Origin of the sequence: Klebsiella sp. MISC125 (genome assembly GCF_051131775.1) — a bacterium.
Taxonomy (GTDB): Bacteria; Pseudomonadota; Gammaproteobacteria; order Enterobacterales; family Enterobacteriaceae; genus Klebsiella.
In genome coordinates this window covers 1,174,156-1,187,153 of the sequence record NZ_CP180448.1, presented here as the reverse complement: position 1 = coordinate 1,187,153, position 12,998 = coordinate 1,174,156, and the positions used below count along the sequence as shown (strand labels likewise).

Below are 12,998 nucleotides of genomic sequence, written 5' to 3'. Positions count from 1 at the left end.
GCTGGCTATGCAGTATCACCGTATCCCACACAGTTCTCTTGAAATCAGCACGCTGGGGCTGGGCACAATGACGTTTGGTGAGCAGAATAGCGAGGCCGACGCACACGAGCAGCTCGATTACGCCGTCAGTCAGGGTATCAATCTGATTGATGTCGCTGAAATGTATCCCGTCCCGCCTCGCCCGGAAACCCAGGGCCTGACGGAAACCTACGTCGGTAACTGGCTGGCTAAGCGCGGCAATCGCGAGAAGCTGGTTATCGCCTCTAAAGTTAGCGGCCCTTCTCGCAACAACGACAGCAGCATTCGTCCTGACCATAAGCTGGATCGTAAAAACATCCGCGAGGCGCTACACGACAGCCTGAAGCGCCTGCAAACCGATTACCTCGACCTCTACCAAGTCCACTGGCCACAGCGCCCAACCAACTGTTTTGGCAAGCTGGGCTATACCTGGGCCGACTCCGCTCCGGTCGTCACTCTATTGGATACGCTGGAGGCGCTCGCTGAGTTCCAGCGCGCCGGGAAGATTCGCTATATCGGCGTTTCTAACGAAACGGCGTTTGGCGTGATGCGTTATCTGCACCTGGCTGACAAACACGACCTGCCGCGCATTGTAACCATCCAGAATCCGTACAGTCTGGTGAACCGCAGCTATGAAGTGGGCCTGGCGGAAGTGAGTCAATATGAAGGTGTCGAGCTGCTGGCTTATTCCTGTCTGGCGTTCGGTACGCTGACCGGGAAATACCTTAATGGCGCGAAACCGGCCGGAGCGCGCAATACGCTGTTCAGCCGCTTTACGCGCTATAGCGGAGAGCAGACGCAGAAAGCGGTGGCAGCCTATGTCGATATCGCTAAGCGTCACAATATTGACCCGGCTCAGATGGCGCTGGCCTTCGTGCGTCGCCAACCGTTTGTCGCCAGCACTCTGCTTGGGGCGACGACCATGGAGCAGCTTAAGACTAACGTCGAGAGCCTCCATCTGGAGCTCAGCGCAGAGGTTTTAGCGGAGATTGAAGCGGTGCATCAGGTTTATACCTATCCGGCACCGTAAGACAGGAAAGCCCCGGGTCGCGGCGTAAACGCCTTACCCGGGCTACAAAATTCCAGAACCGCGCAGGCTTTTTTCCCGGAGGCGATGCTACGCATCTGTCCGGGCTACACGTTCGTGCGGTTTTGTAGCCCGGACAGGCGCAACGCGCCGCCTCCGGGAGATTATTTACGCCGTCCCCAAATCCACAGGGCGGCGATAGCCAGAGCAAACACCGTACCAAAGCCAATCCCTACGCCGACAACCGGAATACCGATGCTCACCGCCAGGGAATAGAGGCCCAGCATCAGCAGCATCGCCACGTTTTCGCCGAGGTTCTGCACCGCGATCGCGTTACCTGCGCCAACCGTATGCTTCCCGCGCTCCTGGAGCAGCGCATTCAACGGTACGATAAAGAAACCACCGAACGCGCCGAGCAGCAACAGCAAGCCAAACGCCGGTAACAAGGCTTGTTGAATGGCAAAGAAAACCACGACAATGCCAATTAAGAAACCGGCAGGCAGACAGCGGGATACCGTTTCCAGCGTCACCAGCTTCGCCGCCGCACCGGCACCCAGCACAATCCCTACTGCCACCATCGCGTTGAGATAAGTCGGCATCGCGTTGCTGGTGATCCCCAGCGCCACCGGTACCCACAACACCAGCAGGAAGCGCAGCGTAACGCCCGCGCCCCAAAATAAGCTGGTACCCACCAGCGAAAAGCGGGTTTCGCTGTTGCGCCATAGCGTGGTACAGGCGCTAAAGAAACTGTGAGTCATCGGCTTAAAGCGCCATGACTGCCCCGGACGCGCCGCGGGCAGCTTCGGGATCCACAGGTTGGCCACCACCGCTCCGGCATACACCACCGCGCAGACGCTGAGCGCCGCAACAACATGCCAGTCCGCCAGAACACCACCGGCCATTGAGCCAAGCAGTATCGCCGCAATGGTTGAGGACTCCATCAAGCCGTTAGCTTTCACTAACTTATCACCGGTCGTCAGCTCGCCGAGGATACCGTATTTGGCTGGAGAATAGGCGGCTGCGCCAATGCCCACTAACGTGTAGCCAATAAACGGGTTCACGCCGAAGCAGATGCAGCCTGCGCCGACAAGCTTCAGCCCGTTAGCGACCATCATCACCCGCCCTTTAGCGAAGCTATCGGCAAACTGCCCGACAAATGGCGCAAAAAGAATGTAAGCGCCCACAAACAGCATCTGCAATACCGGCTGACTCCACTCCGGGTAGAACAGCTGCTTCATCAGCGCCAGGGTAGCGAACAGCAGCGCGTTATCGCCAAATGCCGAGAGAAACTGGGCGCAGATAACCGCCACCATCCCTTTCGAGTACAGCGAATTGTTAGTGTGTACTGACTCACTCATGAGGATGTTCCGTCTGTTCTACCATACCTTTGAGGGTGACAAAGTCCGGCTTGCCGCTGCCCAATAACGGGAGCTGCTTAAGCCAGCGAATGTCGCGCGGTACCGCCAGCTCCGGCACGCCGTGTTCACGGGCATAGCGCAGCAGTTTTTCACGATTCAGTTCATTATCGGTGGTAAACAGCACCAGCGCCTCGCCCTTGCTGGCATCTTGTTTAATCGCCGTGCCGTGCATTTTGTCCGGCGAAATCGCCAGCGCCAGCTGCTCGACCATCTCCAGCGACACCATCTCACCGGCGATTTTGGCAAAGCGCTTGGCACGGCCCTGAATTCGCACATAGCCTTGCTCATCAAAGCCAACGATATCCCCGGTGTCATACCAGCCGGTTTCCACTTCGCCGTGCTGATTTTCCGCCGTCGGTGCTTCCAGCACGCCAGGGTTTTCTACCCGCAGATAGCCTTTCATGATATTCGGGCCTTTGAGCTGTAAACGGCCCCCCTCTTCAATACCAGGCATCGCCAGCAGACGGGCGTCCATGCCAGGCAGAATACGGCCAACGGTGCCCACTTTCGCCGCCATTGGCACGTTAATCGATACGACCGGCGCGCATTCGGTGACACCGTAGCCTTCAAGAATGCGCAGGCCGAACTTGTCCTGCCAGATCTGCTTCGTGCTTTCCTGCAGCTTCTCTGCCCCCGCGACAACGTAACGCAGGCGATAAAAATCATACGGATTGGCAAAGCGGGCGTAGTTGGCGAGGAATGTCGAGGTACCGAACAGCACCGTACAGTTGCGGTCGTACACCAGCTCCGGCACCACGCGATAATGCAGCGGGCTGGGATAGAGAAAGACTTCTGCGCCGGTAAACAACGGCGTCAGCAAGCCTACCGTCAGACCAAATGAGTGGAACAGCGGCAATGCCGACATAAAACGGTCGTTGGCGGTAAAGTCAGCGATGGTTTTAATTTGCTCAACGTTGGCCAGCAGGCTCTTGTGGCTATGCACCACACCTTTCGGGTGACCTTCCGAGCCAGAGGTAAACAGGACCATCGCCGCGTCTTCCGGCTGCTGCTTAACCTGCGCCAGCTTCGGCATCAGCAAACGACTGAAAATCCACAGTTTATCGGCAGCGGTGACGTCACCTTTTAAATCTTCGAGGAATACCCAGCGCACCTGAGTCAGTTGCTCCGGCAGATGCCAGAGTTTGCCTTTGTCGAGGAAGGTACGGGAAGTAAAGATGGTTTTGATTTCCGCAGCGGTAATCGCACTGCTCAGGCCTTTGATCCCGGCGGTGTAGTTCATCATCGCCGGAATGCGCCCACGGGCGACAGCGCCAAAAATCACCGCCGCGCTAATCCCGGCATTCGGTAACATCAGGCCGATTTTTTCGCCCTGCGCGCTGTATTTTTCCAGAATACGCGCCACAAACAGCGTTTTGGTCAGCAGCTTACGGTAAGTGTCCGGCTGAAAATTAATATCTTCCACGCAGTTTTTGCGCGCACCGTAACGGTCCTGAGCCGCCAGCAGCGCCTCGTACAGCGTTTCGCGCGGGCGCACCGCCATCCGCGCTTCCATCATGATTTGATGCAGCATTTCACCGGCGATTTTACGCCGGTCGCGGGCGCGCGGCGCATCCGGCATCACCAGATGCGTCGGCGGCAGCACATGCAGTTGAATACGCGGGAACAGGCGGCGCTTAACCAGCCCCTTCAGGCGACTAAAGGGCGTGAGTTCAGCACCTTCAATTCGCAGCGGCACAATCGTCGCCTGCGACTTCGCCGCCACAAAGGCTGCGCCGTCATAAATTTTCATCAACGAGCCGCTCACCGAGATCCGCCCTTCCGGGAAAATCACCACCGGACGCCCCTGTTCAATCAGGCGCACCAGATGCTTGATTGACATCGGTTTGGTCGGGTCCAGCGGGACGAAATCAATAATCGGCTTTAGCGCACGCATAAACCAGCGATCGGTAATCGAGGAGTACACCGCGAAGACGGGGCGCACTGGCAAGAAGAGAGCCAGCAGTACGCCATCAAGAAATGAGACGTGGTTTGGCGTAATCAGTACCTTTTGCTGGTACAGCGCCTGCGTGTCACCGGTTAGCTTTACCCGGTACAATCCTTTGAATAGCAGTCTAAAAAATCCTAAAAGCATAACAACTCCGTTTGACCGGTTAATCAGTCAAAGCAGGTTACACGAGAAGGCATGGAAAATGCAGTATAGGTAGCGGAATTCAGAGCAAAAAAAACCTGCGCATCTGCGCAGGTCGGTGCAAGATAATCAGTACGAAAAGCGTACTTAAAAAACTCACCTATCAATACCTCTGGGATCCTGATTGTCTCGTTTTTTCACCCGCCGATACCAGTTATAAAACGCAAGGGAATGAGCCTAAGTGCAACCAGTTATTGCTATTTTCGGTAACTGTAACAATGGCTAACGGTGGGCAAAAAAAAACCTGCGCATCTGCGCAGGCTGGTGTAATTAGAGTAGTCAACCTGAAGTCGACTCCACCTATCAATACCTCTGGGATAACCAGAATATCAATGCCCTGAATGGGTAAACCAGCGAACATTCGCAACAGCTAACCGCAAAGTGTAAGCAAAGGTGTGAATTATCCCTTCCTGTATCATTCTTCAGAATGCCTGTGGGTAACTTTTTCACCAGCAAGGCTAATCTGCATCACAATTGCGCTAACCCAATAGTACCGAGCCTTGAATCTGCCGCACTTTCCCGTAACATAACCGATATGTAAGCGTTTACCCTAAAAGGCCTGGTATGGCGACTATAAAGGATGTAGCCCGACTCGCAGGAGTTTCTGTCGCTACCGTCTCCCGCGTTATCAACAACTCACCAAAAGCCAGCGAAGCCTCTCGCCAGTCGGTAGGCGCGGCAATGGAAACGTTAAATTATCATCCAAACGCCAATGCCCGCGCGCTGGCGCAGCAGTCAACGGAAACCGTCGGTCTGGTGGTGGGCGATGTTTCCGACCCCTTTTTCGGCGCGATGGTCAAGGCCGTCGAACAGGTGGCCTACAATACCGGCAATTTTTTGCTGATCGGTAACGGCTATCACAGCGTCCATAAAGAGCGCCAGGCGATTGAACAACTGATTCGCCATCGCTGTGCCGCGCTGGTCGTTCACGCCAAAATCATCCCTGATGACGAACTGGCCTCGCTGATGAAACAAATTCCCGGCATGGTATTAATCAACCGTATTTTACCCGGCTTCGAGCAGCGCTGCGTGGCGTTGGACGACCGCTACGGCGCATGGCTGGCGACCCGCCATCTGATTCAACAAGGGCACACTCGCATTGGCTACCTGTGTTCCAACCACGCCATTTCTGATGCCGAAGATCGTCTGCAAGGGTATTACGATGCCTTAAAAGAGAGCGGTCTGCCGTGCAACGATCGGCTGGTGACGTTCGCTGAGCCTGACGAGAGCGGCGGCGAGCAGGCGATGACCGAGCTGATGGGCCGCGGGCGAAACTTTAGCGCCGTGGCCTGCTATAACGACTCAATGGCCGCCGGTGCGATGGGCGTGTTAAACGATAACGGTATTGATGTACCGCGTGAGATTTCGCTGATTGGCTTTGATGATGTGCTGATTTCACGCTACGTGCGCCCGCGTCTGACCACCGTGCGCTACCCGATAGTGACCATGGCGACTCAGGCTGCCGAACTGGCGCTAGCGCTGGCGGAACATCGTCCAGCACCGGAAATTACCCACCTTTTCAGCCCGACGCTGGTCCGCCGTCATTCGGTGATCGCGCCGCTTGATGGCGACAAATCGTAGCGGTATAAACTGACGGCGGTGGCCGGATAATCCAGGCCCTCGCCGATATATTGCCAGCCAAAACGCTCATAAAAATCGCGACAAGCGGAATAGAGAAACAGCTCGGAATAACCCAGCGTCCGGGCATACTCAATAACGTGCTGCTGTAGTTTTCCTGCCAACCCCTTCCCCCGCGCCTCTGGCGCAACGTACAGCGCCGCCATCCACGGATACAGGTCCTGACGGCTGATCAAGTCGCAACGCCACAGGCCAACGGTTCCCAGCAATTTCCCATCTTCGACGGCAATAAAGGTGATCGGCAGCGCGTTGGGCATCTGGCTGTATTCAACAATGCTGGCGAAAAAGGCCTGCGGCAGCGTATCGCCGCCAAACGCCTGCCATAGCCACTCCGTCACCTGCTCGGCGTGCTGCGCTCCGGCGTAAAGAGGCTGAATAATCACACCAGCTTTCCCTGAAAAATCGGCACCGACTCAAACAGATAGCCGTCAAAGTCCGGCGCGTCTTCATCAGAGAGCTCCAGCAGGCTATTTTTCACATTTTCAAGATGCTGCCACATCGCCTGCCAGGCCCCCATCACGTCGCGACGGCGCAGGGCGGCGAGGAGCGTTTGCCGCTCGCCAAGCCACTTCAGGCGATAAGCGCGGCTGGCGATATGCACATTGAACTGCTGCCACAGCGGGCTGCTGTCCATTTGCAGCCAGATGCGCTCAACCGTCGCCAGCAGCATCTGATTTTGCGTCGCCCCGGCCAGCACCAGGTGAAACAGTCGAGCGTTATCCTGGGTGGTATCATTGGCGGCGATAGCCCGCTGCTCCTGTTCGATAATCCTTTTCAGGTTATCGATATCGGCGCGGGTGGCCATTTTGGCGGCAAAAGCGGCGATATTGCTCTCCAGCAGCTGACGGGCCTGCAGGATTTCAAACGGCCCGACGTCGCTGCTCAGCATCTGTTCTTCCTCGCTATCGTCCTCATGCGGGATGCGCATAACGTACACCCCAGAGCCCTGGCGAATATCGACAGTCCCCTGCAGCTCCAGCATCAGCAGCGCTTCACGCACGATCGTCCGACTCACACCGTAGGTTTCGGCAATATTGCGTTCCGGCGGCAGGCGCGACCCGATGGGATAGCGCCCCTGCGCAATCTGTGCGCGTAAATCATCACCAATTTCCTGGTAGGGTTTCTTTTCCGGCGGAATGATAGCCTTCTCCACAATATCACCTGTGCGTTTTGAGCCTGCGAGTCAATATCGGCGCTATCTTAGCAAAATTTAAGCTCGGCTAGCGCCACTCATCGTCAATATCCAGCGTTAACTCACGACTCTCCCGTAGCTGACGGAACCAGCTGGCGGAAGCCTTCGGTCGTCGCGCCCGGTTATTTTGCAGATCGATTTCAATCAGCCCGTAGCGATTCTTAAAGGCGTTCATCGGCGAAACGTTGTCAGTAAACGCCCACAGCATATAGCCGTGACAGTTGGCCCCCGCTTCGCGCGCGCGCAGGGTTTGCCACAGATGCTCGCTGATAAATCGAATGCGGTAGTCGTCAGCGATGGTGCCTTCGCTGTTACGAAACTGCCCTTCGTTCTCAACGCCCATACCGCTTTCCGCCACAAACCACGGGATATTGCGATAATCCTGTTTGATGCGCATCGCCATATCAAAAACGATTTGCGGATAGATTTCCCAACCGCGGGAGCTGTTCATCTTCCGTCCCGGAAGTTCAAAAGGCTCATAATAGTAAGCCGGATGGAACGGCGTTTGCGGGTGCCAGGCGCGCGACGGGGCCTTAACGCGATGTGGGTAGTAGAGATTAATCCCCAACTCATCGACGGTGTTTTCACGGATAATCGCTAATTCTTCCGCGCAATAATCCCAGGCAACATCATGCTGTTCGAGCAGGGTAAGCAGCTCCGGCGGGTATTCGCCATGAACCAGCGGATCGAGGAATACCCGGTTATAAAACAGATCGTAGATTTCGGCGGCGCGCACGTCATGGAGCGCTCTGGAACGCGGATAAGTGACCTCCGGGTTGAGAATACAACCTACCGTGCCGCGATAACCCTTCTCGCGAAACAGCCTGACCACTTTCGCCGTCGCCAGCACTTTGTGGTGATTCCACTGCATCCAGGTACCGGTGTTCTGTTCGTAGGGCCAGCGCAGCGCATCCAGGTAAACCCGAGTCTGCACCACAATCGGCTCATTGAAGGTAAACCAGCGCGTCACCTTGTGGTGATAACGGGCAAAAACCTTCTCTGCGTACTGCACAAACAGCTCCACCACTTTTTTCGATGCCCAGCCGCCGTACTGCTCCAGCAAATAGCCCGGGAGTTCATAGTGCTCAAGGCAGATCATCGGCTCAATGCCGTTCGCCAGCAGCTCATCAAACAACTGGTCGTAATACGTCGCATACGCTTCATCGACAGTGACGTTTTCATAGTCGGTGAGAAAGCGCGACCAGTTGATTGAGGTCCGGTAATGAGTCAGGCCCGCCAGCTTCATCAACTGTACATCTTCGCGAAAGCGGTTGATAAAATCGGTCGCCACCGCCGGACCATAGCCGTTATGCCAGACGTAGCGGTCGTTCTTGTACCAGAGATCCGGCCAGGAATCCTGGCCCTCTTGCTTGCCGCTCCAGCCCTCGGTTTGCCACGCCGAAGCGGCAGCGCCGAGGATAAAGTCGTGGGGGATCGCCATCCTTACTGTACTCATAGTGTCCTCATGCGTTTTGGCTGACCTGCGCGTTTTCCGCCTGGCGCTGAGCGGTGTCCGCACGGCGGGAGGCAATTTTGACGAACGGCAGGTAGATAAGCACCGCGGTTACGATGCAGATAAGCTGCGTGACCACCGCGCCCATCGAGCCCGCCGTAGAGAGCCAGGCATTAATCAGCGGCGGCGTGGTCCACGGCACCATCACCACCGCTTTACCAGCAAAACCGGCGGCAGTCGCAAAGTAGCCGATGCTACCGGTCACCAGCGGAGTGATAATAAAGGGGATCGCGAGGATCGGGTTGAGCATAATCGGCATACCGAAAATCACCGGCTCGTTGATATTGAACAGTCCTGGACCAATCGACAGTTTGGCGATCTCCTTCATCTCTTTGCGTTTCGTGCCGATCATCACCGCAATCAGCAGGCCAATCGTCAGCCCTGAACCGCCGATGCTCATATAAACATCCCAGAACGGCATGGTAATGATATTCGGCACCTCTTTGCCCTGCTCAAAGGCGCTCATATTGACGGTGATCGCCCCCAGCAGCAGCGGCTCGCGGATCGGTTTGATCATCTGGTTACCGTGGATGCCGATAACCCAGAACAGCTGCGCAACGAACATCAGCAACAGGATCCCCGGCAGGCTTTGCACCACCCGCTCCAGCGGCTGCTGCACCACTTGATAAACCGCGTCATAGAGATACATGCCGGTGGTCTGATGAAAAATAAAGCCAAAGGTGGCAATCAGCGTAGTGGTGATAATTGATGGGATCAGAGCGGAAAACGACGCCGATACGTTGGGCGGTACGGTATCCGGCATCTTGATCTTCAGCCCCTTACGCCCTTCCAGCCAGCAGTAGATCTCCACCGACAGAATGGCGATAAACATGCCGAGGAACAGGCTGCGGGTATCGGAGAACTGGCGCAGCAGCACATCTTTCACTTCATGCATTTGCCCGTCGACCATCATTTCAACGGTGGTCGGCGTGACGCAGATAAAACAGATTACCGCCAGCAGCCCAGGAAACAGGCTCTTGATGCCGTTAATCCGCCCGAGCTCGATACCGATAAGAAAGACCGCGCCGATGTTGAGAAAGTTAAGCGTCGCGTAGTTAATCGCGCTGGTGATCGGTTTTAGCGCCGCCAGAAAAGAGAGCGACTGAAAACTGGCCAGTCCGTTTTTAGGATCCAGCACCATGTTGGAGATCAGCACCGAAAAGGCACCGACAATGATCACTGGCATCAGGGTAATAAAGGCGGACTTTATTGCCATGATGTAGCGATAGCTGTTGAATTTCGTGGCGAAACTCCCCAGAGAGTCGATCAATTTGTCCTGCAATGCCATAGAGGATACCTCAGGTTTAAGGGCTTTTAGCGCACCAGGTGTACAGCCAAACACCTATTGGCATACCAAAAATAATCACTGGTGAGAAAAAGTTCTGTGACTAAGCTCGCAACCTCTCTACTGGTATTCCAAATAACGCAAAATTGGCATACCGCATTTGCCATTTGATTTTTTCAGACGATCAATTCCTGTAAAAGCGTGATCGCGATAGTTTTTTACGCTGCCTTGAGGCCATATCCCCCTGAATGTCTGTGATAAACTGCGCGTTACCACGTGATATCAGGAATCGTAACAATGGCAACAATGCTGGATGTCTCAATTCGCGCAGGCGTCTCTAAAGCGACGGTTTCCCGCGTGTTGAACGGCACAGGTCAGGTGAAAGAGAGCACCCGCCAACAGGTTTTTAAAGCGATGGAAGAGCTGGGCTATCGGCCTAACTTTCTCGCCCGCTCGCTGGCGAACCGCACGAGCAACAGCATCGGTCTGGTGGTCTCCACCTTCGATGGCTTCTATTTCGGACGCTTGCTACAGCAGGCATCCCGACAAACGGAGGCCTGGGGCAAACAGCTGATCGTCACCGACGGCCACGATGCGCCGGAGCGTGAAGAAGAAGCGGTGCAGATGCTGGCCGATCGTCAGTGCGACGCCATCGTGCTCTACACCCGCCATATGAGCGAAAAGAAAATCATGTCGCTGATTGAGTCCATCGACATGCCGCTGGTGGTCATTAACCGCGACGTCAGCCAGGCGCGAGAGATCTGCGTGTTCTTCGAACAACAGGACGCGGCGTTTCAGGCCGTTGAGTACCTGATTACCCAGGGTCATCGCGATATCGCCTGTATTACCGTGCCGATGCACACGCCGACGGGTAAAGCCCGTCTGGAAGGTTATCGTAATGCGCTGAAAAAACACGGTATCGAGTGGGATCCGGCCAAAGTGAAGTACGGCGATTCCACCATGACCCGCGGTTATGAGCTGTGCCGTGAACTGTTAGAAGAGAAGACGCCGTTTAGCGCGCTGTTTTCCTGTAACGATGATATGGCGCTGGGCGCTTCGAAGGCGCTGTATCAGGCGGGGCTGCGGATCCCGCAGGATATTTCGCTGTTCGGTTTCGATGACGCGCCGAGCGCAAAATGGCTGGAACCGGGGCTGTCCACGGTCTATCTGCCGATCGATAACATGATAACCACCGCTATCGATCAGGCGATCAAGCTGGCGAACGATCAGCCGATTGAGACGATCCCACCGTTTACCGGTACGCTGGTGCTGCGCGAATCGGTGACGACCGGGCCGTATTACAAGTAATTAGCTGAAGTTGCAATTGCCCGGTGGCGGCTAACGCCTTACCGGGCCTACAAAATTCACAATCCCCGTCGGGTAAGGCGTCAGCCGCCACCCGACAGAAACGCGGGCACTATGGGCAAAACGCCTTCACATCAACTCACAGCAGCTCAAGCGCCAACAGCTCTTCAATCGTCTGACGACGACGGATCAGCCTCGCTTTGCCGTTGTCGAACAGCACTTCAGGTAACAGCGGACGGCTATTGTAGTTAGAAGACATCGATGCGCCGTAAGCGCCGGTGTCGTGCAGCACCAGGTAATCGCCCGGTACTACCGCTGGCAGCAACCGCGTTTCTACCTTTCCCCCTTCCTGCTGGGTAAAGACGTCGCCCGATTCGCATAGCGGCCCGGCAACCACGGTTTTAATCTCCCCAGCAGCGCTAAGGTCGCGGCCATCAGCAGCCAGAGCGGTGATGTGGTGATAGCTGCCGTACATTGACGGACGCATCAGATCGTTGAAACCGGCGTCAATTAGCACGAAGTGGCGACTGCCCATCTCTTTCACGCTGCGAACCTGAGAAACCAGCACCCCGGATTCCGCCACCAGGAAGCGACCCGGCTCGATTTCCAGTTTCACCGGATGACCCAAATGCTTCGCCACCTGCTCGCGCGCCGCATTCCACAATCCGAAGTAGTGATCGGTATCGATCGCCTCTTCATCTTCATGGTAGGGGATCGACAATCCACCGCCGGCAGAGATCGCCTGCAGATCCTGGCCGAACTCGATAACCTGACGCACCATCGCGCCGCATACCTGTTCCAGGTGGCCGTAATCGACGCCGGAACCGATATGCATATGAATACCCACCAGCTGTAGCTGGTAGCGGCGCATCACTTCCAGCGCCGCCGGTAAATGGCTGTACCAGATCCCGTGTTTACTGTTTTCGCCGCCGGTATTGGTTTTTTGACTGTGACCGTGGCCGAAGCCTGGATTCACGCGCAGCCAGACGCGGTGGCCCGGAGAGACTTCACCCAGTTGGCTTAGCATGTCGATAGACCCGGCGTTGACCGGGATCTGCAACTCTTTCACCCGCGCCAGCGTTGCATCGTCAATCAGGTCAGCGGTAAAAACGATATCTTCCGGATGCTGGTGCGGATCATATCCCGCCGCCAGCGCGCGCTCGATCTCGCCCAGCGACACCGAGTCCACTTTAACGCCCAGTTCACGCATCAGACGCAGAATATGAATATTTGAGCAGGCCTTCTGCGCAAAACGCACGACGTCGAACTGACTCAGTTGGGTAATCTGACGGCGAATAATCTGCGCGTCGTAGACCCAGACCGGGCAGCCAAATTCGGCAGGCAACCGCAGCAGGTTCTCTGCGGTCAGATCGGTATCAGTAGCGTAAAGCGAGCGTGGCATAAGGAACTCCGGTGCTGTGTGTGCGTTGTTTGTGTTTTTTTACGATTACGC

The 12,998-nt window shown here is 55.8% G+C and carries 10 protein-coding genes; 3 read left to right on the top strand and 7 right to left on the bottom strand.

Translation table 11 applies throughout. The annotated features are described in order from the left end of the window. Positions 1–7: 7 nt before the first annotated feature. Positions 8–1,048: an NADP(H)-dependent aldo-keto reductase gene (locus ACMYSL_RS05630; RefSeq protein WP_434661674.1), complete on the top strand. Its 1,041-nt coding sequence runs from the start codon at positions 8–10 to the stop codon at positions 1,046–1,048. Between the two features lie 161 nt (positions 1,049–1,209). Here ACMYSL_RS05630 and lplT read toward each other — a convergent pair whose 3' ends face one another. After that, positions 1,210–2,403, bottom strand: coding sequence for a lysophospholipid transporter LplT (gene lplT / locus ACMYSL_RS05625; RefSeq protein WP_434661672.1), 1,194 nt, complete (start codon positions 2,401–2,403; stop codon positions 1,210–1,212). Beyond that, on the bottom strand, positions 2,396–4,555 hold the full coding sequence (gene aas, locus ACMYSL_RS05620; RefSeq protein ID WP_434661670.1) for a bifunctional acyl-ACP--phospholipid O-acyltransferase/long-chain-fatty-acid--ACP ligase: 2,160 nt from the start codon (positions 4,553–4,555) through the stop codon (positions 2,396–2,398). Before aas ends, lplT begins: the two co-directional genes overlap by 8 nt. Before the next feature lie 621 nt (positions 4,556–5,176). Here aas and galR point away from each other — a divergent pair. Continuing rightward, complete coding sequence (gene galR, locus ACMYSL_RS05615; RefSeq protein WP_112213968.1) at positions 5,177–6,193, top strand: HTH-type transcriptional regulator GalR; 1,017 nt, start codon at positions 5,177–5,179, stop codon at positions 6,191–6,193. On the opposite strand, the gene ACMYSL_RS05610 is transcribed toward galR, so the two are convergent. The 4 genes from ACMYSL_RS05610 to ACMYSL_RS05595 form a co-directional block, all read right to left on the bottom strand. Then, the gene (locus ACMYSL_RS05610) at positions 6,154–6,633 is read right to left on the bottom strand and encodes a GNAT family N-acetyltransferase (protein ID WP_434661668.1); all 480 of its coding nucleotides are present in this window, start codon (positions 6,631–6,633) and stop codon (positions 6,154–6,156) included. The genes galR and ACMYSL_RS05610 overlap by 40 nt on opposite strands. Next, positions 6,630–7,403, bottom strand: a complete 774-nt coding sequence (locus ACMYSL_RS05605) for a GntR family transcriptional regulator (RefSeq protein WP_434661666.1) — start codon at positions 7,401–7,403, stop codon at positions 6,630–6,632. The genes ACMYSL_RS05610 and ACMYSL_RS05605 overlap by 4 nt, the downstream gene beginning before the upstream one ends. 67 nt (positions 7,404–7,470) lie before the next feature. After that, on the bottom strand, positions 7,471–8,898 hold the full coding sequence (locus tag ACMYSL_RS05600; protein ID WP_434661664.1) for a glycoside hydrolase family 1 protein: 1,428 nt from the start codon (positions 8,896–8,898) through the stop codon (positions 7,471–7,473). A 7-nt stretch (positions 8,899–8,905) separates the two neighbouring features. Beyond that, positions 8,906–10,243, bottom strand: a complete 1,338-nt coding sequence (locus tag ACMYSL_RS05595) for a PTS sugar transporter subunit IIC (protein WP_110276437.1) — start codon at positions 10,241–10,243, stop codon at positions 8,906–8,908. Positions 10,244–10,546: 303 nt separating this feature from the next. On the opposite strand from ACMYSL_RS05595, the gene ACMYSL_RS05590 reads away from it, so the two are divergent. Next, on the top strand, positions 10,547–11,548 hold the full coding sequence (locus ACMYSL_RS05590; protein WP_182240523.1) for a LacI family DNA-binding transcriptional regulator: 1,002 nt from the start codon (positions 10,547–10,549) through the stop codon (positions 11,546–11,548). Positions 11,549–11,684: 136 nt separating this feature from the next. Here the strand turns inward: ACMYSL_RS05590 and lysA are convergent, their stop codons facing one another. Continuing rightward, complete coding sequence (gene lysA / locus ACMYSL_RS05585; protein ID WP_434661663.1) at positions 11,685–12,947, bottom strand: diaminopimelate decarboxylase; 1,263 nt, start codon at positions 12,945–12,947, stop codon at positions 11,685–11,687. Positions 12,948–12,998 lie beyond the last annotated feature (51 nt).

Coding starts and splice junctions, on each gene's coding strand:
- ACMYSL_RS05590 (WP_182240523.1), top strand. CDS start 10,547: ATGCTGGATGTCTCAATTCGCGCAGGCGTCTCTAAAGCGACGGTTTCC.
- ACMYSL_RS05630 (WP_434661674.1), top strand. CDS start 8: ATGCAGTATCACCGTATCCCACACAGTTCTCTTGAAATCAGCACGCTG.
- ACMYSL_RS05600 (WP_434661664.1), bottom strand. CDS start 8,898: ATGAGTACAGTAAGGATGGCGATCCCCCACGACTTTATCCTCGGCGCT.
- aas (WP_434661670.1), bottom strand. CDS start 4,555: ATGCTTTTAGGATTTTTTAGACTGCTATTCAAAGGATTGTACCGGGTA.
- lysA (WP_434661663.1), bottom strand. CDS start 12,947: ATGCCACGCTCGCTTTACGCTACTGATACCGATCTGACCGCAGAGAAC.
- galR (WP_112213968.1), top strand. CDS start 5,177: ATGGCGACTATAAAGGATGTAGCCCGACTCGCAGGAGTTTCTGTCGCT.
- lplT (WP_434661672.1), bottom strand. CDS start 2,403: ATGAGTGAGTCAGTACACACTAACAATTCGCTGTACTCGAAAGGGATG.
- ACMYSL_RS05595 (WP_110276437.1), bottom strand. CDS start 10,243: ATGGCATTGCAGGACAAATTGATCGACTCTCTGGGGAGTTTCGCCACG.